General features: G+C 68.5%; 27 protein-coding genes. 15 read left to right on the plus strand and 12 right to left on the minus strand.

The genetic code is table 11. The features are described 5' to 3' along the window. The first annotated feature begins 22 nt into the window (after positions 1 to 22). Together QGN30_RS02910 and QGN30_RS02915 are read left to right on the plus strand one after the other, a co-directional pair. Positions 23 to 988 carry a LysR family transcriptional regulator gene (locus tag QGN30_RS02910; protein WP_014712576.1) on the plus strand — a complete coding sequence of 322 codons (966 nt, stop codon included), beginning with the start codon at positions 23 to 25 and terminating at the stop codon, positions 986 to 988. Positions 989 to 1,027: 39 nt separating this feature from the next. Continuing rightward, the gene (locus QGN30_RS02915) at positions 1,028 to 1,498 is read left to right on the plus strand and encodes an SRPBCC family protein (RefSeq protein ID WP_009954482.1); all 471 of its coding nucleotides are present in this window, start codon (positions 1,028 to 1,030) and stop codon (positions 1,496 to 1,498) included. Here QGN30_RS02915 and QGN30_RS02920 read toward each other — a convergent pair whose 3' ends face one another. Beyond that, a complete protein-coding gene (locus QGN30_RS02920) occupies positions 1,499 to 2,059 on the minus strand; it encodes a pyridoxamine 5'-phosphate oxidase family protein (protein WP_095762654.1) in 561 nt (186 codons plus the stop codon). It lies immediately after the preceding gene. Between the two features lie 122 nt (positions 2,060 to 2,181). On the opposite strand from QGN30_RS02920, the gene QGN30_RS02925 reads away from it, so the two are divergent. The 3 genes from QGN30_RS02925 to QGN30_RS02935 all read left to right on the plus strand — a co-directional run bounded on the left by QGN30_RS02925 (position 2,182) and on the right by QGN30_RS02935 (position 5,034). After that, positions 2,182 to 2,790: a TetR/AcrR family transcriptional regulator gene (locus tag QGN30_RS02925; protein WP_218832295.1), complete on the plus strand. Its 609-nt coding sequence runs from the start codon at positions 2,182 to 2,184 to the stop codon at positions 2,788 to 2,790. 61 nt (positions 2,791 to 2,851) lie between these two features. Next, positions 2,852 to 3,328, plus strand: coding sequence for a YkgB family protein (locus QGN30_RS02930; protein ID WP_248923288.1), 477 nt, complete (start codon positions 2,852 to 2,854; stop codon positions 3,326 to 3,328). A gap of 119 nt (positions 3,329 to 3,447) precedes the next feature. Further along, positions 3,448 to 5,034 carry a flavin-containing monooxygenase gene (locus QGN30_RS02935; protein ID WP_038538237.1) on the plus strand — a complete coding sequence of 529 codons (1,587 nt, stop codon included), beginning with the start codon at positions 3,448 to 3,450 and terminating at the stop codon, positions 5,032 to 5,034. Here QGN30_RS02935 and QGN30_RS02940 read toward each other — a convergent pair. The 5 genes from QGN30_RS02940 to QGN30_RS02960 all read right to left on the minus strand — a co-directional run bounded on the left by QGN30_RS02940 (position 5,026) and on the right by QGN30_RS02960 (position 9,712). Beyond that, a complete protein-coding gene (locus tag QGN30_RS02940; protein ID WP_038538235.1) occupies positions 5,026 to 5,829 on the minus strand; it encodes an SDR family oxidoreductase in 804 nt (267 codons plus the stop codon). The genes QGN30_RS02935 and QGN30_RS02940 overlap by 9 nt on opposite strands. A gap of 73 nt (positions 5,830 to 5,902) precedes the next feature. Beyond that, a complete protein-coding gene (locus tag QGN30_RS02945; RefSeq protein ID WP_038538233.1) occupies positions 5,903 to 7,195 on the minus strand; it encodes a sodium:proton exchanger in 1,293 nt (430 codons plus the stop codon). A 244-nt stretch (positions 7,196 to 7,439) separates the two neighbouring features. Next, positions 7,440 to 8,258 carry an SDR family NAD(P)-dependent oxidoreductase gene (locus tag QGN30_RS02950; RefSeq protein ID WP_095562990.1) on the minus strand — a complete coding sequence of 273 codons (819 nt, stop codon included), beginning with the start codon at positions 8,256 to 8,258 and terminating at the stop codon, positions 7,440 to 7,442. Next, complete coding sequence (locus tag QGN30_RS02955; protein WP_038538229.1) at positions 8,259 to 8,672, minus strand: nuclear transport factor 2 family protein; 414 nt, start codon at positions 8,670 to 8,672, stop codon at positions 8,259 to 8,261. It abuts the gene before it with no gap. Next, positions 8,669 to 9,712, minus strand: coding sequence for a zinc-binding dehydrogenase (locus tag QGN30_RS02960; RefSeq protein WP_095562989.1), 1,044 nt, complete (start codon positions 9,710 to 9,712; stop codon positions 8,669 to 8,671). The genes QGN30_RS02955 and QGN30_RS02960 overlap by 4 nt, the downstream gene beginning before the upstream one ends. 124 nt (positions 9,713 to 9,836) lie before the next feature. Between QGN30_RS02960 and QGN30_RS02965 the strand changes: the two genes are divergently transcribed. Genes QGN30_RS02965 through QGN30_RS02975 form a run of 3 tightly spaced genes read left to right on the plus strand, consistent with a single transcriptional unit; the run spans position 9,837 to position 12,926 of the window. Continuing rightward, positions 9,837 to 10,685, plus strand: a complete 849-nt coding sequence (locus QGN30_RS02965) for a helix-turn-helix domain-containing protein (RefSeq protein WP_014383514.1) — start codon at positions 9,837 to 9,839, stop codon at positions 10,683 to 10,685. A gap of 41 nt (positions 10,686 to 10,726) precedes the next feature. Continuing rightward, a complete protein-coding gene (locus QGN30_RS02970; RefSeq protein ID WP_095562988.1) occupies positions 10,727 to 12,115 on the plus strand; it encodes an MmgE/PrpD family protein in 1,389 nt (462 codons plus the stop codon). 46 nt (positions 12,116 to 12,161) lie between these two features. Next, the gene (locus QGN30_RS02975; protein WP_038538224.1) at positions 12,162 to 12,926 is read left to right on the plus strand and encodes a DUF2127 domain-containing protein; all 765 of its coding nucleotides are present in this window, start codon (positions 12,162 to 12,164) and stop codon (positions 12,924 to 12,926) included. A 16-nt stretch (positions 12,927 to 12,942) separates the two neighbouring features. Here the strand turns inward: QGN30_RS02975 and QGN30_RS02980 are convergent, their stop codons facing one another. Then, complete coding sequence (locus QGN30_RS02980; protein ID WP_095562987.1) at positions 12,943 to 13,557, minus strand: PaaI family thioesterase; 615 nt, start codon at positions 13,555 to 13,557, stop codon at positions 12,943 to 12,945. 93 nt (positions 13,558 to 13,650) lie between these two features. Here QGN30_RS02980 and QGN30_RS02985 point away from each other — a divergent pair, with 93 nt between their 5' ends. The 3 genes from QGN30_RS02985 (at position 13,651) to QGN30_RS02995 (ending at position 15,450) form a co-directional block, all read left to right on the plus strand. After that, entirely contained in the window at positions 13,651 to 14,496 is an 846-nt protein-coding gene (locus tag QGN30_RS02985; protein ID WP_095562986.1) for an SDR family oxidoreductase, read from the plus strand. 152 nt (positions 14,497 to 14,648) lie between these two features. Continuing rightward, complete coding sequence (locus QGN30_RS02990; RefSeq protein ID WP_009954465.1) at positions 14,649 to 14,813, plus strand: hypothetical protein; 165 nt, start codon at positions 14,649 to 14,651, stop codon at positions 14,811 to 14,813. A gap of 25 nt (positions 14,814 to 14,838) precedes the next feature. Further along, positions 14,839 to 15,450 (plus strand): class I SAM-dependent methyltransferase, encoded by a 612-nt coding sequence (locus QGN30_RS02995; RefSeq protein WP_095562985.1) that lies wholly within the window; start codon positions 14,839 to 14,841, stop codon positions 15,448 to 15,450. On the opposite strand, the gene QGN30_RS03000 is transcribed toward QGN30_RS02995, so the two are convergent. Then, the gene (locus tag QGN30_RS03000) at positions 15,430 to 15,975 is read right to left on the minus strand and encodes a CGNR zinc finger domain-containing protein (protein WP_009954463.1); all 546 of its coding nucleotides are present in this window, start codon (positions 15,973 to 15,975) and stop codon (positions 15,430 to 15,432) included. The two genes, QGN30_RS02995 and QGN30_RS03000, sit on opposite strands and share 21 nt — an antisense overlap. Before the next feature lie 148 nt (positions 15,976 to 16,123). On the opposite strand from QGN30_RS03000, the gene QGN30_RS03005 reads away from it, so the two are divergent. Both QGN30_RS03005 and QGN30_RS03010 read left to right on the plus strand, forming a co-directional pair. After that, positions 16,124 to 16,819 carry an SDR family oxidoreductase gene (locus QGN30_RS03005; protein ID WP_095562984.1) on the plus strand — a complete coding sequence of 232 codons (696 nt, stop codon included), beginning with the start codon at positions 16,124 to 16,126 and terminating at the stop codon, positions 16,817 to 16,819. A 58-nt stretch (positions 16,820 to 16,877) separates the two neighbouring features. Continuing rightward, the gene (locus QGN30_RS03010) at positions 16,878 to 17,330 is read left to right on the plus strand and encodes an SRPBCC family protein (RefSeq protein ID WP_009954461.1); all 453 of its coding nucleotides are present in this window, start codon (positions 16,878 to 16,880) and stop codon (positions 17,328 to 17,330) included. 17 nt (positions 17,331 to 17,347) lie between these two features. Here the strand turns inward: QGN30_RS03010 and QGN30_RS03015 are convergent, their stop codons facing one another. From QGN30_RS03015 to QGN30_RS03025, 3 genes are all read right to left on the minus strand, one after another. After that, complete coding sequence (locus tag QGN30_RS03015; protein ID WP_095562983.1) at positions 17,348 to 18,094, minus strand: methyltransferase domain-containing protein; 747 nt, start codon at positions 18,092 to 18,094, stop codon at positions 17,348 to 17,350. 97 nt (positions 18,095 to 18,191) lie between these two features. Then, positions 18,192 to 19,577, minus strand: coding sequence for an adenylate/guanylate cyclase domain-containing protein (locus tag QGN30_RS03020; RefSeq protein WP_248913466.1), 1,386 nt, complete (start codon positions 19,575 to 19,577; stop codon positions 18,192 to 18,194). 40 nt (positions 19,578 to 19,617) lie between these two features. Beyond that, entirely contained in the window at positions 19,618 to 20,223 is a 606-nt protein-coding gene (locus QGN30_RS03025; protein WP_008262290.1) for a TetR/AcrR family transcriptional regulator, read from the minus strand. Between the two features lie 186 nt (positions 20,224 to 20,409). Here QGN30_RS03025 and QGN30_RS03030 point away from each other — a divergent pair, with 186 nt between their 5' ends. Further along, positions 20,410 to 21,384, plus strand: a complete 975-nt coding sequence (locus tag QGN30_RS03030) for an oxygenase MpaB family protein (RefSeq protein ID WP_225346269.1) — start codon at positions 20,410 to 20,412, stop codon at positions 21,382 to 21,384. 146 nt (positions 21,385 to 21,530) lie between these two features. Beyond that, the gene (locus QGN30_RS03035) at positions 21,531 to 22,295 is read left to right on the plus strand and encodes an SDR family oxidoreductase (protein WP_008262286.1); all 765 of its coding nucleotides are present in this window, start codon (positions 21,531 to 21,533) and stop codon (positions 22,293 to 22,295) included. A gap of 83 nt (positions 22,296 to 22,378) precedes the next feature. Here QGN30_RS03035 and QGN30_RS03040 read toward each other — a convergent pair whose 3' ends face one another. Beyond that, positions 22,379 to 23,122 carry a cutinase family protein gene (locus tag QGN30_RS03040; RefSeq protein ID WP_038538215.1) on the minus strand — a complete coding sequence of 248 codons (744 nt, stop codon included), beginning with the start codon at positions 23,120 to 23,122 and terminating at the stop codon, positions 22,379 to 22,381. Positions 23,123 to 23,284: the final 162 nt, after the last annotated feature.

A 23,284-nucleotide genomic window follows, 5' to 3' on the forward strand; every position in this document is an offset into this window, starting at 1 on the left:
ATGGCTGGTAGATGTGGAGGTGATGGACACCCACCGGCTCAAGTACTTTTTGCGGATCGCGGAGGAAGGCTCGATCACCCGCGCGGCCGCGGTGTTGGGCATCGCCCAGCCGGCGCTGAGTCGCCAGATCCGGCTGCTGGAGGAGGACCTCGGCATCACGCTGTTCGAGCGGACCCGCCGGGGCGTGCACCTCACCGAGGAGGGCGAACGGCTGCGCTCCTCGACCGCCGCGCCGCTGCGTCAGCTCGAGCTCGCGGTCCGGTATGCGGGATCGCCGTTGGCGCGCATCGAGCGCGGGCTGCTGTTCGGGATCGTGCCGACCGCCGCCGGCGTCCTGGCCGCGCCGCTGGCGGCAAGCGTGGGCGCCGCGTTCCCGAATGTCCATTTCCACGTCGCCGTGGCCGAGACCGACGACCTGGTGGAGCGCCTCCTCAAGGGCGCGATCGACCTCGCGGTGATCAACCCGGTCTCCGATGACCGGCTCTTCCACCGGCACCTGGTGACCGAGGACCTCGTGCTGGTCGGGGGGCCCGCGTCGGAGCTCTCGCCCGCCAGCCCGATCCGCTTCACCGATCTCGCCAAGCTCCCGCTGGTCATGCCCAGCGGGCTGACCGGCATTCGAAACACCCTGGAGAACACCGCGCTGCGGCTCAAAGTTGCGATCACGGCCCGCTTTTCGACCGATTCGGTGGAGGTGGCCAAGCATCTGGTCGCCGCGGGGCTCGGCTATGCGGTGCTGCCGATGGCGGCGTGCGGCGCCGATGTGGAGGCGGGGCGGCTGCGGTGGACGTCGATCCACGAACCCCCGATCGACCAACAACTCGGCGTGGCCGCCACCGCGGCGCTGGAACTGCCCCGCGAATTCGCGGCGAAGATCGGCATCGTGTTGCGCGAAGAGGTGGCGCGGTTGACCAAATCCGGCTTCTGGCCGGCGCGTTTCGAGCCGTCACCGGTATGGGACCCCAACATCCCCGAGCCGCGGAACTGAACGGGATTACGCTGCCGGTTAGCGGAAAGGAGATTCGCAATGACCGTCACCGTTGTCGACCGGGGGCCCCGCCAGGTGAGCCGCAGAGTCGAAGTGGCCGCGCCGGCGGCCGAGCTGTACGCCATCGTCGCCGATCCGCGGCGTCACCACGAACTCGACGGGTCGGGCACGGTGCGCGACAACATCACCATGCCGCCGCAACTCCTTGAGGGCTCGAAGTTTTCGACGAGCATGAAGATGTTCGGCGTGCCCTACCGCATCACCAGCACGATCACCGCGCTGACGCCGAACGAGGTGGTCGAATGGCGCCACCCGCTGGGTCATCGCTGGCGGTGGGAATTCGAGGCGCTGTCACCGAACCTGACGCAGGTCACCGAGACGTTCGACTACCGGGATGCCGGTGCGCTGAAGAACAAACTGAAGTACTACGAGCGGATGGGCTTCGCCAAGGCGAACGCCTCGGGCATCGAGGCGACGCTGACCAAACTGCGGGATCGCTACGCTGGGTGATCAGTTCGCCACCGGATCGGCTGCGTCCCAGGGCATCACGCCGGACACCCAGTGGCTCAGTTCCGAGGCCTGGTCGTTGCGGTGCAGATGGCGTGGAGGCGTCGCGTAGGTGGAGTAGGGCCGGCACCGAATGACGACGCGGTTCTCGCGTTCGCACATCGCCTCGATGTGCGAACGCGCGTCGTCACCGAGTGGCTGGCCGGACATTCGGCCGGCGACCGCCATCATCACGTCGATCGCCAGATCCCGGTCGTCCTCGACGGCGGCGTCGGCGTAGACCTGCAGGTAGGCGAAGGGCCATCGCTCGTCGAGGACGCACAGGCTCACCTTGCCGTCGCGCTGAACGATCCGGGCTTTGCCCCTGCCGGCCATCGTGGAGACGAGCAAGTCGTCGGTGTCGGTGGGGATGTAGTACACGACCGACATGGCGGGGCCGTCGTGGCGGCGACGGTAGCCGAACACGCACGTGCGATGCGTGCGCACGAATTCCCGTCGTTCGGAGGGAAGCATGTCGCGGTCGGCCGGAGCGGTGAAGGGCTCTGCCGCCAGGGGGAGGAGCATGACGAATTTTCCTTGCTGTCAACGGGGTTGATCCGCGCGATAATTACGGATACAGTGTCTCCGTAATGCGTGACGATGTCAACCGGGGGCCGCGGCGATCCCGCGGCCGCCCGGCCCTGCCGATGGACCGCATCCTGGGCGCGGCCGTCGAACTCCTCGACGCGGAGGGGGCGGACGCGTTGTCGATGCGGTCGCTTGCCCAGCGCCTGGGATCGGGCACCGCCACGCTGTACCGCCACTTTTCCAATCGATCCGAACTGGTGTCGCAGGTGATCGACCACATACTGGGCGAAGTCGACCTCGATGCGCGGGCGCTGGCGGCCCTACCGTGGCAGCAGGCGTGTATCACGTTCGCGCAACACATGTTTGACGCGCTGCGCCGGCATGGCAATGTCGCGCCGCTGTTGATCGAATACACGCCGACGGGGCCGAGCGCGTTGGCCAATCGCGAGCGCTGCCTGGCGATCCTGCTGGACAACGGCTTTGCGCCGGCGGTCGCGGTCCATGCCTACGCCACGCTGGCCCGTTACGTCTTGGGTTTCGCGCTACAACTGCCCGGCGCGACGGATGGGGGCGGTGAAGCGGAACTGTCGGCGGCGTTTCATCGGCTCGATCCGTCGCGTTATCCCGCGACCGTCACCGTCGCCGACGAGCTTCCCGTTCCGCTGGCCGACGAGTTCGCTTTTGGGTTGCGGCTCATCGTCTCCGGGCTCGAACGACTGCGCGAGTGAACGTTTTCGCGGCGCCAACCGTGGCTTGGGTGGATGACCGCGCCCGAAAGGACACCGCTCGATGATCGCAAACACGCTGAGCCGCTGGGGTCAACTCGTGGGCCGCTATGGCCTGGTGGTGGTGCTGGTGTGGATCGGAGTGGGCAAGTACGTGAAGATGGAATCGCGCGTGCTCATCGAGCACAGCCCCCTGATGAGCTGGCTCTACGACGTCTTCAGCGTCACCTTCGTCGCGCGGGCGCTCGGAACGATGGAAATCGTTGCGGCCCTGCTTATCGCGCTGCGGCCATGGTGGCCGCGGGTTTCGGCGGCGGGCAGCGCGCTGGCGGTGGTGCTGTTCCTGGGCACGGTGAGTTTCTTGTTCACCACCCCCGGCGTGATCGCAACCCATGCCCGCGGCGTGCCGGTGCTCTCGGCGCTGCCCGGCCAGTTTCTGCTCAAGGACCTGGTATTGCTCGGGGTTGCCGTGTGGACGCTGGGCGACTCGCTGTCCGCGGGCGGCGTCACCGCAAGGCCGTATCCCGCCCGCAGCGAGTGACTATATAGTCGTGGCCACGGAGAGGAAGCCGAGGCCGTGACCGAGACCGTTGGCCAGGAGATAGGCGTCGACGCGCCACGACGTGGGCACGCCGAAGAACGCCGCGCGCAGGGCGGCCCGTGACCAGCCGAAAAGCCCGCTGGCTCTACGCCGTTGGGCGGCTGCGCGCGGCGACGCGGCGCGGGCGATCGCCGCGGGTGGCGATCATCGGCGCGGGCTTCGGCGGTCTCGGTGCCGCTGTCGCGCTGCGCCGCGCCGGCATCGACGACCTGGTGATCATCGAGGGCGCCGACGGCGTCGGCGGCACCTGGCGCCGCAACACCTATCCCGGCGCCGCCTGCGACATCCAGAGCCATCTGTACTCATTTTCCTTTGCGCCCAACGCATCCTGGACCCGCACGTACGCCCGGCAGCCCGAGATCCTGGCCTACCTCGAATCGGTCGCCGACGATTTCGATCTGCGACGCCACCTCATGCTCGACACGACCGTGCGGTCCCTGCACTGGAACCCGGGCGCCGGGACGTGGGAGTGCCGAGTCGACCGCAACGGCGAGTCCGCCACGTTGGTCGCCGACGTCGTCGTGTGCGCGGTCGGGCTGTTCGGTTCGGCCAAGCTGCCCGACATCGACGGGCTGACGGGGTTCGCCGGACCGGTGCTGCATACCGCGCAGTGGGATCACCAGCTCGACCTGGCGGGGCGCGACGTGGCGGTGATCGGGACGGGCGCCAGCGGGGTGCAGTTGGTGCCGGAGCTGGCGAAGACCGCCGGACACGTCACGGTCTTCCAGCGGACCCCGCCGTGGATGGTGCCCAAGGACGACCGCCCGTACAGCGCAAGCGAATTGGCGCGGTTCAGGCGCAGCCCGGTCGCGCTGCGCCGCACCCGGTGGAAGATCTGGAAATTCCAGCACGACAACACCGCGACGTTCGCCGACGATCCCGTGGTGGCCGCGCGCACGCAGATCGCGACGTCGTTCCTGGACCGCACCGTCGACGACGAGCCGTTGCGCCGAGCGCTGACCCCGGACTATCCGTTCCGGTGTAAGCGAGTGTTGTTGGGCGACGACTATTACCGGGCCCTGCAGCGGGACAACGTCGAATTGGTCACCGAGCCCATCGCGCGGGTCGGCGAGACGTCGGTGATCACCGCGTCGGGCCGCGAAATCGCCAGCGACGCGATCGTGCTCGCCACCGGCTTCGAGACGTCCCGCTACCTGTCCGGCATCGACGTCACCGGAACGGGTGGCCGCCGATTACACGAGCACTGGGGTGACGATCCGTGCGCCTACCTGGGTGTAGCGGTCAGCGGATTCCCGAACTTCTTCATGCTGTACGGCCCCAACACCAACCAGGGCGGCAACTCGATCGTCTACATCCTCGAGTCCGCGGCGCGGCTGGTCGCCAGCGCGGTGAGCCGCCTGGCGCGCCGTGGCGGCTACCTCGACGTGCGTCCCGAGGCCGAAAGGCGATACAACGACCAGCTTTCCGCCGACCTGGCGCGGACCATCTGGACGCAGTGCGACAGCTATTTCCGTTCGCCCACCGGCCGCATCGTCACCCAATGGCCCTATACCGAGCTGGACTACGCCCGCCGGACCTGGCGGCTGCGACGCCGAGATTGGATCCACCGCTGCGGCGCGCCACCGCGGGATGACGCGCGCCCGGTCGATGGTGAAACACGGTGTGCGCCAGCACCTTCAGGCTGAGCTGGCGGCGGCCGCCCTCGCCCGCTCGGTCATCGAGGCGATCACCCCGCCGTCGTTGAGGATGTCGGTGCCGGTGAGGTAGCCGGCCTTCTCGCTGGCGCAGAAGGCGAGCAGCTCCGCCATTTCCTCCGGCTTGCCCCACCGCGGGACCGCGGCGTCGGCCACCATCGCGCCCGCCCCCGCCTGCTCCTCCAGCCTGCCCATCTCGGTGTCGATCGAACCGGGGGACACCGAGACGATGCGCAGTCCGCGCGCGTTGAAGCGCTCCGCCTGTGACTGGCTGTACCACTTCACGAAGCTCTTGCTCAGGGCGTACGCGAGACCGGACCGCGCCTCCTCGGGGGCGATGTCGCACGCGGTCATCATGGCGGCCATGAAGGCGTCGGCGTCGTCGAGCGCCAGCGGGAATTGGCCTGTCGGAATGATTTCCGCGGGCAGCATGTGCGCCGCCATCGAGGCCACGTTGACGATCACCGCGCCCTCGCCGGCGACCGCGTAGAACTCCTCGTCGACGTTGACGGTGCCGACCGCATTGGTCCGTATGACGTAGTCGGCGGCTCCCATGCTCGGGCTCACGCCCGCGGTGTGGATGACCGAGACGACCGATCCGAGGTTCGTGGCGGTGCCGAGCAGGTCCACGACGGCTCGCCGGTCGGTGACGTCGCAGTTCACGATGGTGGGAGTGATCCCGAGCTCTTGCAGCGCGGCGGCGGCGGTCGTCAGCCGGTCCTGCCGGACGTCGCAGAGCACCACCGTGTGGTCGCGCCCGACGATCTTCGCGGTGGCCAGGCCCATGCCACCCGCGCCGCCTGTGATTACGGACACTCGATTCATACCTGGACGGTATACGGCGCGCGATCGCGGGACGTTACGGGTCTGGCACTGGATGTAACGGATGGCCGGTGTGGCGGACGGCCGTCCCGAAGAACGGCGCCCGGACGGTCGCGGGCAGGTGGCGCCGGTGGCGGATCAGCGCGACGACGGCCACCGCAGTGTAGACGCCGCAGAGCAGCAGCCGGCCGTGCGTCGAGGCGATCGGGAACTGCACGACGAACATTCCCAAGAGCGCCAGTGCCGCGCCGCGGTGGAAGCGCAGCGCCAGGATCAGCGCCACGCCCATCATCGTCTGGGTCGCCGTGAGCAGCATCTCCTCCACCTGGCGGGAGTCGAGGTGGAGGGCGAACCCGCCGCCACCGAGCAGGTGGGAGATCGGCAGCGAGCCGATCAGCAGGGTCCACTGGTTGACCTTGGAAGAGATCAGCGTGGCGATGGCGGCCGTGCCCTTGCCGCGGGTGGCGAAGATGGTCGCGATGATGAACTCCGGGGCCTCCGACGCCAGCGGGGCCAGCCACTGAACCAGCAGGAAGCGGTTGACGCCCAGTTCGGTACCCGCGGCCACCAGGTTGTCGGCAAACGGCTTGGCGCACAGCAGAATCACCGCGCCCGAGGCGGCGAAGAGGCCGACCACGGCGACGCGACGACGGACGTCGGGCAGTTCGCCCAGCGCGGCGGCGGTACCGATCAGGTCGGGCTCCTCGACCTCGCCGTGGCTCAGCTTGTACAGGTAGAACCCGAACCAGGCCAGCAACGCCAGCCCCAGCCCGAAATGAATCTCGCCGGCCACCGGCACCGCGAACGCGATGACACCGGCGATCAACAGGAATCCCAGTTCGACGCGGTTTGCTGGCTCCAGCGTCAGCCCGGTGGGTTTCCCGGATCCGGACCTGCGCGCCACCACGATGCTGACCAGCACCACGACCGGCCAACCCAGCCCCATCAGCAGCCGGTTGGACCCGGTCATGTTGGCGGCCGCGTACTGCGTGTATTCGGCGTTGTGGCCGGAGACGTACGCGTAGTACAGGTCGACGGCGTATTCGGGCAGGACCGCGATCAAGGCGAGCAGCGCCGTCGCCAGGCCGCCGGACACATCGATCTGGGCGGCCTCGGCGGCCCACGCCAGCAAGAAGCTGGCCGCCACCACCGCGGCGCCGAAGATCAGCAGCGCGGGCACGGCGCCCACGTGCAGCCCGGCAATCCGGATGGCCACGGCCGGGGCGACGAATGCCCCGGTGATCAGCCCGGAACGCGTCAGGGTGCGGCGCCGCCACTGGGCCGTCATCGTGACGTCGGCAGCGGGCCTGTCTATGGCGAGCATCGTCATCCTTCGCGGGAGGCGGCGATCGGGTGGTGGTACTTCGGCTCGGTTGCCGTGACGAACTGATTACCCAAGCTACCCGTCGCCCACACCGTCAGCAACGCGGTGGGTGGGCAAAGTCGGTGACGTGCCCAAGCCCATATTTGCTGCACAGGGGCCTATGGAAGCGAAAGTTAGGCAGCCCTGATTTCGAACTTTGGCAAACCTCGCCACGACTGGTTCGACGCGCAGCGAACGGTTCGGGTTCCCACTAGTGGTCCGGCCCCATGGCCGCGGCGGCGGCCTGGGCGAAAAGCTCGACGGCCTGATTGCGGCTCAGCGACGCCAGCAGCTGCGCGGCGGCGCGCATGGTGTCGCCCACCATCAGCGTCGGGCCGTTGCCCAGGTTCTCGAAGGCCTCGGCGATGACCTCGGAGACGGGGGCCGCGTCGGCCGGCGCCTCGTCGGGCGAGCCGATCTGACCGCGGCTGTATTCGAGCGCGCGCAGGGCCGGCGTATCGGTCTTGCCGAGGATGAGGCCCAGGACGTCGACGCCCTTGGGTTTTAGTTCGGCCCAGAGCGCCTCGGCGAACACCATGTCGAACGCCTTGGAGGCGCCGTAGGCGACCATGTTGGGCCCGCCGGCCAACCCGGCACCGGAGCCGAAGAGGACGATGCCGCCGCTGCGTCGCCCGACCATCGCGGGCGCGAAGTGGTGGCACAGCTGCATGGGCACCATGCAGTTGCGCTGCACCATCGCCTCGGCGGCCTCGATCGAATTGGCAAGGAACGGTGTGAAGTTCGGGTCGGCGCCGGCGCAGTAGACCAGCATCCCGATCTCCAGGTCGCCGGTGGCGGCGGAGATCGCCGCCGCGGCGCCGGGCTGCGCGAGATCGATAGCGACAGTGCGGGTTTGCGCCGACGTCTTGTTCTCGATCTCGGCCGCGACGCGGTCGAGAACGCTTTGCCGCCGGGCGAGCAGCACCACGTTGACACCGCGTTCGGCCAGTCCTTCGGCGAACGCCGCCCCCACACCGTCGGACGCGCCTGCCACCAACGCCCACGGCCCGTACTTCGTCGCGAACGTCATCTACGGGGCCCCGAACGTAGCGACGCGCACCTGAGTGAAGCGGCGCCGCGCGATGCGCCATCCCTCGCCGGTCCGCACGATCTCGTCGTCGTAGAAGCCCCACGCGTTGACGCCGGCCTGGTTGTCACCGAACATGATCACCGCGTCGACATAGGTTCGGGCAGTGGCATTGTCGCCTTCGACGGCGACGACCTGGTTGGATAGCCGATGCAGGGTGTGGCCCGCCATCGCGTGCGTCTTGTCCATGAAGTCGGTGACTTCGTCCACACCGCTCCAGCGGCCGATCTCGCCGTAGTCGAGCTCGCAGTCGTCGGTGAACACGCTGCGAAACAGCGGCCAGTCGCGCCTGTCGATGCCGGTGGCGTAACGCACCAGCAGGTCCGAAATGTCTTGCCGGTCTTCTGTTTCGCTCACGGGCGATCTCCATTCGGGTGGACGATGATCCGGGGCGGACCGTCGGACCTGCGGGCCAGCTCGAGGGCGTCGGGTACCTCGTCGAGGCCGATGATCTTGCCGACGCTCGGTAGCGGGTTCAGCCGCCCCGAGGCGATCGCGTCGAGTGTGCCGTACCAGTCCTGCGGGTGCGGGCCGCCGCCGAACTGAATGGTCACGCCCTGGCGGGTGGCGGTGGTGATGTCGAGGGTGTCGCCGGTGTACCAGCCACCCGCACAGTAGATTCGGGTGCCCATCTCGGCGGATTCGACCAGCTTCTGGATCAACCCCGGCGCGCCGACGCATTCGAATACGACGGCCGGCCCGGGCAATCCGCGCCGCGCACGGACCTCGTTGAAGGCCTCGAACGGGGACTTCTCGGAAGGGTCGACCACGACATGGGCACCGAAGCGGTCGCGGGCCAGCTCGCGCCGGTCGGATTTGTAGTCCGCCACGATGATGGGCTCGACGCCGCGGGCGGCCAGGGCGGCGACGGCCGAAAGCCCGATCGCCCCCGCGCCGATGACGATCGCGACCTCACCCTGTCCCAACCGCGCCGACCGCACGTAGAACTCGCCGACGGCGAACGCGTCGGTCAAGGCGACGGCGTCGCTGGGCACGTCACCCGGGACGCGCTTGGTCGCGGCCTCCGAAACCACCAACAGCTCACCGAAACTGCCCTGCGCCTCGGGGTGCTGGCCGATGATGCGCATTCCGCCCGCGCCGCCGTCGACCAGCCGCACCGGCATGGCGGTCACGCGCGTGCCGGCGGCGAACTGGTCGGTGCAACCGGGACCGTGCCCGATGACCTCGCCCACGAATTCGTGACCGAGCACGATGTCTCTATCGGTGTCATACAGCGAGCGGCCGGTCGGGTCGTCGATGGCGAGTTCCGGGTGGTCCATGAAATGCACGTCGGACGCGCAGATCGCGGTGCTCAACGTGCGCAGCAACAACTCGCCCTGGCCGGGGATGGGGTCCGCGGTCTCGCGGACCTGCAGCCGACCGTCTCGCAACACCACTGCGCGCAATACGGTAGCTTTCTCGAATAATCGACATAAGATCTCGAATGTTCGTACAACTGTAAAAATCGCGTAGCGGAGGAGTCAAGCGATTCGCGGATCGACGTCAGCGCCGACCGCGCGGGTGCTCGATGTCGTCGAGCTCCTTGCGCGGTCCGGAAGCGCGCGGCTGCGGTTCTCCGACGTGGTGCGCGAGCTCGATCTCACGCAGGCGACGGCGCACGCCATCCTCAAGACCTTGTGCGACCGCGGCTGGGCCAGTCGCGATCCGATCGCAAAGACGTTCGCGCTGGGGCCGGCGCTCGCCGTGGTGGCCGCCCGCACGGACACCGCCCGCCCGCTGGCCCACGCGGCGCGCTCGGCCGCGCTGCGCCTGTCCGGTGAAGTCGGCTACGCCTGTTCGGTGGTCGAGAAGTTCGGAGACTCCCTGGTGGTCACCGCATTTGAGGGCGAACCCGCCACCCAGCCGTCGGGCATACCGGGCGACCGCATCCCCTACGCACCACCCTTCGGGGTGGCGATGGCGGCCTGGGACACCGACGAGGAACAACGCGCCTGGATCCGCCGCGGCGCGGGCAGCAATGCCGATCGCACGCAGCGCCTGCAACAGGTCCTCGCACGGACGCGGGAACGGGGATTCGACATCGACTGGACGACACCCGCACTGGCCCAGGCCGTCCAGGTGGTCGGCACCTTGGACAGCAATGAGATGCCGACACCCGTGCGGCACATCATGGACCAACTGCTTGTCGAATTCACCACCATCGGGTTCCTTTCCGACGACAACCCCGGGCGTCGGAAGCAACCCGTGGTGACGATCGCCGCACCGGTCTTCGACGACCGGGGCCGCGTTTCCCTGATGGTGGCCGTGCACCCGTTGTGCCCGCTGAGCGCGCGGCAGATCCGGGACATCGGGGCGCATCTGACGGACGAGACGACGGCACTGAGCGGATCACCAGCATCAGCCGGGTAGCCTCGCCCCGGAGGCGAAAAGTCATGGCAGAGAACTACCTTGTGGACGAGCTGGCCCAATTCGTCGTCGGCGCGCAGGCATCTGACCTGACCGGGCGGCCCCGTGCGCTGTTGACGCGCAACGTGCTCGACAGCGTCGCGTGCGCCGTCGGTTCGTTGAACGGGGAGCTCATCGCGACGGTCCGTGAACACACCGCCCAATTCAGCGGAGACCCGACGGCAACACTGGTCGGCGGAGGCCGGGCATCGGTGGACCAGGCCGCGTTCTTCAATGCGGTGCTGGTGCGCTACCCCGATCTGCTCGACACCTACCTGACCGTGGGAGGCCTGTGCCATCCCGCCGACAACTTCGGTGCCGTGCTGGCAGTGGCCGAGCACACCGGCGCCGGCGGCGCCGACTTCCTGCTGGCACTGGCGGTCGCCTACGAGGTCCAATGTCGTTTCAGCGCACAGGTTCCCGTGATGGCACGCGGACTCAACCATGCGCTGCAACTGGCGATGTCGGTGGCCGCGGGCACCGCGAAACTGCTCGGGCTCAGTGCCGAACAGACCGCCAACGCCATCGCGGCCGCCGCCGCCGACAATGTGTCGCTGGCGGGCGTGCATGCCGAACCGGTTTCCCACTGGAAGGGCATCTCCCCGGCCAGCACCGGCATGCGCGCCGTCTACACGACAATGCTGGCGGCGCGCGGAGTCACCGGTCCCAAGTCGCTGTTCGACGGCCCTCACGGGCTGGTCCAATTATTCGGTCAGCGAATCGATTTCCACACCGCCGACCGGGCACTGTCCTGCGTCGAACAGACCTATCTGAAGCAGTACTGTTCGCTCATCCACGGCCAGGTGGTGATCGACGCGGTCCTGGCGCTGCGTGCCGAGAACAGTCTGCGCGGCGAGGACGTCGCGCGGGTCGGCCTCGAGGTCTTTCAGGGCGCATTCGACATCGCCGGCGGCGGTGCGTACGGCAACAAGGACCACCCGCGCACCAAGGAGCAGGCCGACTACAACCTCAAATACCTGAGCGCGGTCGCCCTGCTCGACGGGGGAGTCGGTCCCGAACAGCTTGAGACCGAACGGGTTCTGCGCGCCGACGTTCAGGACCTCTTGTCGCGGGTGGACGTCACGGCGGCCGACGATCTGACCGCGGGCTATCCGCAGCGCACGGCGGCGCGGGTGCACCTCAGGACGCACGACGGACGCGAATTCAGCCGCGAGCAGGACGATTACGAGGGATCACCCACCCGTCCGATGTCCTGGGATCGTGTCGTGGACAAGTTCTGGTGGCTCGCCGGCCCCTTTTGCGATCGGGCGCTGGGTGACGAGATCATCGCGGCGGTCGCACGGCTCGACGAGATTCCCGTCGCCACGCTCACCGGACTGCTCGGCGCCGTGAGCCCCACCGCCCGGCGTCCGCGCACCGGGCCGCGCTTCTGACGCGCGCCCCCTTGCGCGTCCGGGCACGCGCGGTCGATGATCGGCCATGCCCAAAGAACGTGGCCTCAATCGGTGGGAGCTGGTTACCTGCGCGCTCGCGGGACACGTCACCTATGCGCCCGACGATCACGCGCTCGCGCAGCGGCTGAGCGGCACCACCGGGCTGGGTGAGGTATGGCGCTGTCTGCGGTGCGGTGAATTCACCGTCGGCCCGCCGCACGGACGCGGTCACGCCGAGGACGCGCCGATGATCATGCGCGGCAAGGCCTTACGCCAGGCCATCATCATTCGCGCCCTGGCGGTGGAACGCCTGTTCCGCGCGGTGGTGATCGTCCTGGCGGCCTATGCGGTGTGGAAGTTTCGCGGAGCGCGGGGCGCCATTCAGGCCACCCTCGACCGGGACCTGCCGATCTTCCGCGCCGCCGGTTTCAAGGTCGATCAGATGACCATCGTGCACGAACTGGAAAAGGCGTTGGCCGCCAAGCCGTCCACCCTGGCGTTGCTGACCCTGATGCTGGCGGGCTATGCACTGCTGGAGGTCGTCGAGGGCGTCGGCCTGTGGCTGCTGAAACGCTGGGGCGAATACTTCGCGGTGATCGCCACCTCGGTCTTCCTACCGCTGGAGATCCACGATTTGGCCAAGGGCATCACGATGACGCGGGTGGTGACGTTCACCATCAACGTCGCCGCGGTGATCTATCTGCTGATCTCCAAACGCCTGTTCGGCCTGCGCGGCGGGCGCAAGGCCTACGACGAGGAACGGCGCGGCGAGCAGCTGCTCGACGTCGAACGGGCCGCGGCCAGGACCTGAATCTGCGGCGCGTCCGCTATTCCGCCGCCGGTCTGGGATGAATGAAAATACCCTCGGCCTCCACCGTGACGCCGTGCTCGTCGGCCAGGTGACCGACGGCGAACGTCTTGACGCCCTCCACACGCTCGACATGAGCCTGGGCCCGTAGTGGCCGTCCCAGCGCCGTGGGGCGCCGGTACCGCAGCGTGAGCGTGCCGGTGAACGCGGGCTTGTCGGGCTGGTGCGCGGTCGCGCCCAGCACATGATCGAGCACCAGCGCGCACATGCCGCCGTGCACGGTGTCCGGCGGGCCCTCGTAGGCGGCGCCCAGCACGAACTCCGACCACACCAGTCCGTCGGGTTCGTGATGGATGACCAGCGGCGGTGCGATCGGGTTGCGCAGGCCCACCACCGCGTTGCCCCACGCGATGGTCTGGCCATCGGGATTGCGGTGCACGCCGAACGGCCCGGGCTTCAACGCCCCGCTCAATTCAGCTGCCGCACTGTCGATCTTGGACGTGGCCGCCGCCACCGCCGCGGCGCCGGCCTCGGTGCGGATGCTGATATCGATGAGCCGGCGAAGCGATTCGGCCAGCGGCGCGTAGACCGACTCGAGCTCGCCGAAGTCGATGCAGGGCGTTTGGTCATGCATCTTCGCAACTTAACTCAGGTGTCCACCCAGCGGGCGGCGCCCCTCGGAAGCGTCCGGCGGGCCGGGCATACTGCCTGGGGAAGGAGGACCTCGATGGGGACCTACGCGATCACCGGATCGGCGTCCGGGATGGGGCGCGAGACCGCCCAGCGCCTCCGGGACGGCGGGCACACCGTCATCGGAGTCGACATCAAGGACGCCGACGTCGTGGCCGATCTGTCGACGCCACACGGGCGTAGCGAGGCCGTCGAGCGCGTCCTGGCGGCATCGGGCGGCAGGCTCGACGGCGCCGTGCTTGCGGCCGGACTCGGGCCCAGTCCCGGGCCGGATCGCCTTCGCCAGATCGCCCAGGTCAACTATTTCGGGGTCGTCGACTTACTGACCGCCTGGCGGGCGGCGCTGGCGGCCTCCGGGCGCGCCAAAGCCGTTGTCGTCACCAGTAATTCGACGACGACCGTGCCCGCGGTGCCCCGCCGGGCCGTGAGGTCCCTGCTCGCACACGACGCCGACAAGGCGTTGCGCTCGGTGCGGCTGTTCGGACCGGCCGCGCCGACCATGATGTACGCGGCCTCGAAAATCGCTGTCAGCCGTTGGATGCGGCGGCATGCGGTGCTGCCCGAGTGGGCCGGGTCCGGCGTGCGCCTCAACGCCCTGGCGCCGGGTGCGATCATGACTCCGCTTCTGGCCGAACAGTTGTCGGACCCACGGCAGGCCAAGGCCGTCGAATCGTTTCCGGTCCCGGTCGGTGGTTTCGGCGACCCGGGGCAGATGGCCGAGTGGATGTGCTTCATGTTGTCGGACGCAGCCGACTTCCTGTGCGGCACAGTCATATTCGTCGACGGCGGCACCGATGCCTATTTCCGGTCCGACGACTGGCCGAAGGCCGTGCCGGTAGGCCGATTGTTCGGGTACCTGCGCCGGTTCAGGGCCTTTCCATAAATCCTGCTGTTGCGCGCCTTTCGATACACCGGGAATGTGCGCTATCCCACAGCCTGGCTTTTCGTGACGTTTACCTCGGCGCGGCGTCCCCGCAAAACGGCTGTGGTGCAATTGAATGAATCGGCGCACGGCCGAAAAACAAAGGATCAACTGTGACCACTCTTCCGCCCTGGGTGAGCCAGGGCTCCGCCAACCTCGACGTGGTCGCGCCCCTGAAGGCGCGCGCCTGCGACGCGCTGTACGCGGTCCTCGGCAGCAAGCGGCGCCCGGGGGCCACCGCCCCGCGCATCATGCCCAGGGGCGTCGAACGCTGCTGACGCCCGTCGGTCAGACTGGTCAACGGTGCCTGAATACGCGAAGCACGACGACTACTGGAACCACAATTCCGCCTATCACCCGTGGCTGGTCGGCCTCGCCGCGCGGCGGCACGGCGATGTCCTGGACGTCGGGTGCGGCGAAGGGCTGCTGGCCCAGCGGTTGGCCCCGGTGTCCCGCAGCGTTGTCGGCCTCGATGCCGACCCGATCTCGGTGTGGCGCGCGGCGCAGCGATTGCAGTCCATCGGCAACGCGTCGGTGGAACATGGGCGGTTCGAGGACCTCGATGAGGCCGAGCGGCGCTACGACCTGATCACCTTTGTGGCCAGTCTGCATCACCTGCCGCTGCGCGATGCCCTGCACAAAGCGCGTCAAATGCTGCGGCCCGCCGGGCAACTGGCCGTCGTCGGGCTGTCCGCCAACAAGAGCATCGCCGACTGGGTGTGGGCCGGCCTGTGCGTGCCGGGGGCGCGCGTCGGCGGGTTACTGCATCGGGAGACCCGCGACATCGGGGTGCCCGTTGCCGATCCCCGGGAGGGCCTCGACGAGATCCGGCGTGTCGCCGCCGACGTCTTACCCGGGGCCGCCATCCGGCGGGGCCTCTATTACCGTTACCGACTACTGTGGCGAAACCGCTGAGCGCGTTGCCTTTTCGCGTTCGCGCCGGCGCGCCCGGGACGCCCGCAGGTTGACGGCGTTGCCGCACGTCTTGACGTCGTGCCAGACCCCGCTGTTGTTCTTCGAGCGGTCGTAGAACGTCGACCCGCACCGGTGGTTGTGGCAGCGCTTGATCCGCCGCCAGGTGTCGGCGTGCTGGCTCAGCAGGATTTCGCCCCACAACGCCGAGGCCAACCAGCGCCACCCGCTGCCGCTGGGATCAAGCCGCACCTCACCGGCATCGGACAGCCCGAAGGACGCGACGACACCGTGGGCGCCCCGAGACCTCGGCGGTTCGCCGTCCACCATCCGCTCGATGGTGGACCGCACCGCGCGAAGCCTGCCTAAATCCGCCTCACCCAGCTCCGGTGGCGACACGTCCACGCCGCGCGCGGACGACCAGGCCCGCACCGCGGCGTCCGCCCACTCGCGCGCCTGGCCCGGGTCGGCCAGCAGGTCCGGTCCGTACCCGTCGACGCCCCTCGTGTTGAGGAAGTCCTGGACCAAGCCCAGGCCTCCAGGCGCCGCGGCGCAGCCGTATCGCTGTGACGCAATCCACGATGAAGACATAGGCAAATACTACTTGACTGCGTCGCTGGCGACAACTAGCTTGACGTAAGCAAAGCAATTTTGCCTCAGTCAAAGGAGCAGGATCATGGTCAACGTCAACGGAGCGACCGTGGTGGTCACCGGCGGGCAGCGCGGTCTCGGCAAGGCCATCGTGGCCGAGTTGTTGGACAGGGGCGCGGCGAAGATCTACGCGACGGCGCGGGTGCCGAAGCCCAGTGAGGACCCCCGCGTGATCGCCGTCGAATTGGACGTCACCCGGCCGGACTCGGTGGCCGCGCTGGCGACGACGGCGGCCGACGCGGACATCGTCATCAACAATGCCGGCGTTCTCGGCGCCCGGACCCTGCTCGACAGCGACATCGAACAGGTGCGAGCGGTCTTCGAGACGAACTACTTCGGCGCGCTGCGCGTCGCCAAGGCATTCGCACCCGTCCTGGCCGACAACGGCGGTGGTGCCCTCGTCGACATCGCCTCGATCCTGTCCTGGATGCCCGGATCCGGTGGGTACGGCGACTCCAAGGCCGCCCTGTGGTCGATGACGAATTCCCTGCGTGCCGAACTGGAGAAGCAGGGCACCCTGGTCATTGCCGCGCATCTCAGCTTCACCGACACCGACATGACCTCCGGCTTCGACGCGCCCAAGAACGACCCGCGCCAGGTGGCACGCGCGATCGTCGACGGCATCGAGGCGGACGACAAGGAGGTGCTGGCCGACGACGACACCCGCTACGTGAAGGCGGCGCTGGCCGGACCGGTCGAGGCGCTGCCCCGGATGCCGTGAACCGCCCGGCTCGACGTGGCCCGGCGCGGCGGGCGGCGCTCCGTGTTTGGATAGCGGTATGTCCGATACCGAACGCATCGTGACCGCCACCCGGGTCATGTCGGCCAACGTCGCGCGGATCTTCGAACTGATCGCCGACCCGTCGCGCCAGCCGAGCTGGGACGGCAACGGCAATCTGGCGTCATCGGCGCCCGGTCAGCGCGTGCGCGCAGTGGGTGACGTGTTCAAGACCACGCTGACCAACGGCGCGGTGCGGGAGAACCATGTCACCGAGTTCGTCGAGGGCAGCAAAATCGCTTGGCGCCCAGCCGAACCCGGCAAGCAGCCGCCCGGTCACCTGTGGCGCTGGGAGCTCAGCCCGGTCAACGCCGAGCTGACCACGGTGACCCACACGTACGACTGGACGGAGCTGACCGACGCCACCCGCCTCGAGCGCGCCCGCGCGACGACGACGGACATGCTGCGCGAGTCGATGGATCGGCTCGCCGCGCTGGCGCAGAGCGCCGAATAACAAGCCGCCCCGAAAAGTCAGCCCAGCTTGGCGCGCACCCACTGGAAGGTGCCGACGTTCTTGACCCGAACGCTGCTAAATCCGTTGTCTTCCAAGGTGTCGCCGATCTCGTCGTCGTCGAACGCGTGCGCCCCGACGTTGGGCAGCAGCTGCCAATAGCGGGCCAGCCGCCCGGCCGTCGGGACCATGATCGCCACCCTGCCCCCGGGCCGCAGCACCCGCGCGATCTCGGCGAGCGCGGCCTTCGGGTCCGGAACCAGTTGCAGCACGGCGGTCGACACCGCCGCGTCGAAGGTGTTGTCGCGCAGCGGAAGTCGCTGCGCATCGGCCTTGATGAAGCCGACCTGGGGCCCCGCCTCATTGCGGACGGCGCGGGCGAGCATCGGCTCGGAGATGTCGACGCCGAGGGCCAGCCCCTCCGGTCCGGCGGCCCGCGCCAGCGACGCGGTGACGTTGCCCGGTCCCGAGCCGACGTCCAGCGCGATACCGCCGGGCGGGATTTGCAACCACTCGAGCGGCAGCTGCCAGGCGCTGATCCACTGGCGAGCGAAGGCCTGGGCGTTGTCGTAGAGCATCGACCCGACTCGTGACGCCCACGCGGCCTGGATCGGGCCGGTGTTCTTCCCCACGCCGTCGTCGCCGGCCGAACCGGAGCCGAGCAGGTCGAGATAGCCGTGACTGACGTCGGGATCGGCCGGCGGATCGATGAGCAGGTCCAGCGCCCGCCGCAGCGCGGGAGGCAGCGTGATGTCCACGTCGGTCATGCGTAACTCCTTCGGGCGGCAGCCCCGAGCTGGACGCCAAATCGCACAGTGGGCTGGCGAAGATTCCCCCGTTGGGCAGCCTACGCCGCGCGCGGGGTTACCGGCGGACGGCGGCGTGCTCGCGGACGAGGGCGTAGAGGCGCCAGTAGCCCGGCACGCCCTTGAGGGCGGACTCGCCCCGGTCGCCCAAGCGGTGCCGCGATCCGGTGACGATGTCGCGCAGCGTCGAGGACACCAAGACCTCGCTCGGCCCGGCGAGGGCCGCCACCCGCGCGCCGATGTGCACGGCCATGCCGGCGATATCGTCCTTGCCGGCGCCGCGCACCTCGACTTCGCCGGCGTGGATGCCGACCCGCACCTCGATGCCCAGCACTTGCACCGCGTCCACGAGAGCGTCGGCGCAGGCGAGCGCGGCGCTCGGGCTGCTGAACGTCGCGACGAATCCGTCCCCGGCGGTGTTGACCTCGCGGCCGCCGAAGCGCTGCAGTTCGTGCCGCACGATCCTGTCGTGGTTGTCCAGCAGGTCGCGCCAGCGGTAATCGCCGAGCTCGGCGGCGCGCTCGGTCGACCCGACGATGTCGGTGAACACGATGGTCGTGAGCAGCCGCTCGGCGTCAGAGGCGCCGCGGATCCCGGTGATGAACTCCTCGATCTCGTCCAGCATCGGCCCGGTGTCGCCCACCCAGTACAGGACGTCTTCGCCGGGGAGCTCGACCAGGCGCGACCCGGGGATGCGCTCGGCGAGGTAGCGCGCGTGCCCGACGGGGCTGAACCGCGGGTTGTCCCGGTGCAGGATCAGCGTCGGCACGCCGACCCGGTCCAGCCGGTCGCGCACGTCGCCCTCGCGGATCTTGCCGATGAACGCGCGCGCCATGCTGGGCGACGCCGCCCGGTTGCCGGCCATGTCCCACCACGACCGGAACGCGTCGTCGTGCGCGACGCTGGGGGCGATGATGCCGAGGATGTCGAAGCCCCGCTCGACGGCGTCCGGCTCGATGGCGACGGTGGTGTAGGGGTCGGCCTCGGCGAGATCGGAGCCGAACGGGTAGTCGGGGGCGCGCAGCGTGCGCGCCTGGCCGTTCACGATCACCAGGCTGTTCACCCGCTCGGGGAAATCGGCGGCGAGAACCACCCCGGCCAGCGACGTGAAGCTCGGAGCCAAGATCGTCGCGCGCTCGCATCCGACCGCGTTCATGACCGCGATCGCGTCGTTGGCCCAGGATTCCGCGCCGATCATGTCCAGCGACGGGACCCGGGAGGACAGCCCGATCCCGCGTTGGTCGCAGCGGATCACCCGGCAGAAGGACGCCAGGCGCCGATGAAAGCGGTACATCGACGGCTCGCTGTCGACGCAGTCGATGGGGATGAACGGGCCCGGCAGCACGAGCAGGTCGATCGGGCCATCGCCGAAGACCTGATAGGCGATGTCGATCTCGCCGCAACTGGCATACCGGGTCCGTGGAGCCGCAGAACTCCCAGCCACGGATCGAGCGTAGTTCAGGGCACCGACACCGCAACGGCCTTCAGGGGCCGATGATCGGAACCAGATAGCGGGCGGCGTACTCGCGCACCGCCGCCGGGTCCGAGGTGTCGAGCCGGTCGGTGGGAAAGACGATGATGCCGAGCGCGACGCGCAGCAGGATGTCGGCGACGTTGTCCAGGTCGGTCCCGGACATCTCGGCGCCGCACCGCCGCAGGGTATGGGCGATCCCGTCGGCGAACTGGCGGATCGGGAACACGTGCGACCGGGAGAACATCCCGAACAGCTCCGGCTCGCTTTCGGCGATCCGCGAATACAGCGGCGAGTCCTGCACCAGGCGCACCCCGAGCGCGAACGCCTCGACCACGGCCTCCCGCGGATCACACCCCGCCGTGGCCTGATCGAGCGTGCTGAAGAACAGCTCGGCCTCGCGCCGCACTACCTGCCCGAACAGCTTCTCCTTGGTCGGAAAACGGCGATAGATGGTGCTGCGGCTGACCCCGGCCCGGGTGGCGACGTCGTCGATATTGGCCCGACGCACGCCGTAGGTCTCGAACACGCCGCGCGCGGTGTCCAGGATGGTGCGATCGAGATCGGTCAGCGCCTCGGCGGAAGCGGAGTGAGAGGCCGAGCCCGGTTCGGACTGCATGATTGGCGGCATCGTATCAACTCCCCGGCACGGTTCATCGGCGCTTTTCGGCGCGAGGAAAGCGGCGCGGCCCACCGGCGATGTGCGAGGCCGCGGGACGGCTGCTAGGCTCTGAAACAAAGATACGACTTTGTGTCACTGGTTCACAACGCGTGGCCGGCTCAGCGCGTGCATGAGGAGGTGGGCATGACCGCCCAGAACGACGAACTCGCCGCCCCGAGCGCGGGATCGCGTTTCGACAGCGGCGTGCGCGAGGCCGTGCCCATGCCCACCGACGGCCCCGACTGGTCGGCCACCGACGATACGTCACCGCGCCTGGGGCCCGATTCGTTGATCTGGAAGTTCTACGGAGACAACCGAACCCAGCTGTTCGGATTCCAGCGCACCGCCGGGGTCGAGAACTGCATCGAGCAGCTCGCGCAGGGCGTGCTGGACCACTCGGTGATCTTCAGCGACACGCTGGGCCGGGCCAAGCGGACCGCGCCTCCGCTGATGAACACGGTCTACTCCGAGGACCCCCACGAGTGGGGGCGAAAGGTGCGGGACTTCCACAAGACCATCAAGGGCACGATCAGCGACGGCTCGCGGTATCACGCGTTGAACCCGGAGCTGTTCTACTGGGCCCACGCCAGCTTCGTCGACCAGGTCATCTACAACACCGACACCTTCATCCGGCGGCTGTCACACGCCGAGAAGGAGCAGATCTTCAACGAGGGCAAGGTCTGGTACAGCCTCTACGGCGTCAGCGACCGCGGCCAGCCGCAGACCTACGACGACTTCGTGGCCTATTGGGACGAGATGCTGGACCGGTTCGTCCCGCACAAGACCGTGCTGTACGGCACCGGCTACATCCGCAAGGGCATCCCGGGCCCGCGCTGGATGCCCAAGCCGATCTGGAACGTGGTGTCGGCTCCGCTGAACGCCTATACCCGGCTGGTCGTCGTCGGAACGCTGCCGTCGCAGATGCGCGAGGTGTGCCAGCTGCACTGGGATGCCAAGAAGGAGAAGCGATTCCAGCGCTTCGCCGCGGTCGTCCGGGCGCTCAACCCGCTGATCAACCGACTCCCCGTCAAGGCGCTCTACACCCCTTGGGCGGCCCGGGCTTGGGCCCGCGCCGGCGTCGACCCGCGGAAGTTGCACAACCGGACCGCCGCGGCATAATCCCGCCTCCGGCGGCCCGCCCTCCGAGGGTGCCGGCCGTGACATCGCGCGGGTGGATAGGGCATCGTGGTTAGCCGGCTTCCCAACGGGGCATTCCGCTGCGTCGGTCGGGTGTGCCGGTCGAGCGAATCCGAAGGAGAACCGCGATGCAAATGACGGGCAATACGGTTCTGGTCACCGGCGGTGGTAGCGGAATCGGCCGCGGTCTGGCCGAATCTTTTCACCGGCTGGGCAACCAGGTGATCATCGCCGCCCGACGCAGCGACCAGCTACGGGCCGTCGCAGAGGCCAACCCGGGCATCCAAACCCTGTCGCTCGATCAGGGTGACGCCGCCGACATCCGGCGGTTCGCCACCGAGGTGACCGACCACTACCCGGACCTCAATGTGCTGATCAACAACGCCGGCATCCAGCGGGTCGAGGACCTCACCAGCGGCAATGTCGGCCTGGCCGAGCAGTCCGTCGCCATCAATCTGCTGGGCCCCATGCGGCTGACCGCGTCGTTGCTGCCGGCGCTGCTGCGCAAGTCGCACGCCACCATCCTCAACGTCACGTCGGGCCTGGCGTTCATGCCCAGCGCGCTTACCCCCACCTACTGCGCCTCCAAGGCGGCGCTGCACTCCTACACCGAATCGCTGCGCTTCCAGCTGCGCGACACCTCGGTCCAGGTGATCGAGATCATCCCGCCGCACGTGCGCACCGCCCTGCAGGGCGAGCGGGGATTCGATCCCAGGGCGATGCCGCTCGACGAGTACATCACCGAGACGATGACGCTGCTGCAGACGCAGCCACAGGCCAACGAGATCGTGGTGGAGCGCGTCAAGATGTTCCGCTACGCCGAGCGTGACGGCACCTACGACGACATCTATCCGCGGTTCAACGAAACGATCACCGCCATGTTCGGCAGCTAGCGCCGCCCCCTGTACGCCCGCGGGGCGCGGGCCGAGACCCCGTGTGACACAGGGCGATAAAACCCCGCCAGCGGGTTAGCCGCTCACTCTCCGAAACCGCCGTGCGGCGACGCGACCGACATCGCGCCGGGGCTACCCATGCCGAGGTGGCTGGAGGCGAAGGCGACGCCTTTGTCGATGATGGAGCCGTCGTCGGCGTAGGTGTTGTGGGCGGCGAAGTTCATGCCGTCGGAGCAGACGGGGTCTTCGGTGGCGCAGACTTTGAGGGTTTTGTCTTGGTAGGCGGGTCCGATGACGACGGGGGGTTCGCCGAGGAAGTTCATGGCGCGCACGTTGGGCATGCCGAAGAGCACGACTGAGGAGACGTGGTTGGCGACGTCGGGGGACAGGGGTTTGGGGACGGTGGCGGGGTCGATGCCTTCGGGGACGGCGGCGGAGGTGACAAAGCCCATGACGGCGGCGCCTTGGGAGTAGCCGCCGAGGACCATTTTGGTGTTGGGGCAGTCATGGGCCATGGAGACGACGTGGGCGCCGGCGTCGCGGATGCCGTCGATGCCGGTGTCCCATTGGTCGGTGGCGGGGTAGTTGACGGGGTAGACGTCGAAGGAGCGGTCGCCGACGCGTTGGTGCAGGGCGTCGACGAAGGCTTGGCCGGTGGGGCCGACGCCGGGTTCTTCGCCGGTGCCGCGGGCGAAGACCACTTGCACGTCGGGACATTGGGCGGCGGCGGTGGGGATGAGGGAACCGGAGACGGCCGAGGCGGCCATGCCCGATGCGGCGATAACTACTGCTGGACCAAAAGAACGAACCATGTGACGCGCAAACATGCCGCCATTGTGCCCATTCGACACGCGGCCTAAACAATGGAAACGCCGAAATTACCGTGTTCTCATAAAAGAACCGCCGCTGCTGCGGTCGGAGCGAGATCGGTTGTGCGCGGCGCTCATCCGGCGTGAGCGCCCCGGCACCTTGCGTCCCGCCCCTCATTG

It is taken from the genome of Mycobacterium sp. 3-98, from assembly GCF_035918355.1.
In the GTDB taxonomy this organism is placed as follows: Bacteria; Actinomycetota; Actinomycetes; order Mycobacteriales; family Mycobacteriaceae; genus Mycobacterium; species Mycobacterium intracellulare.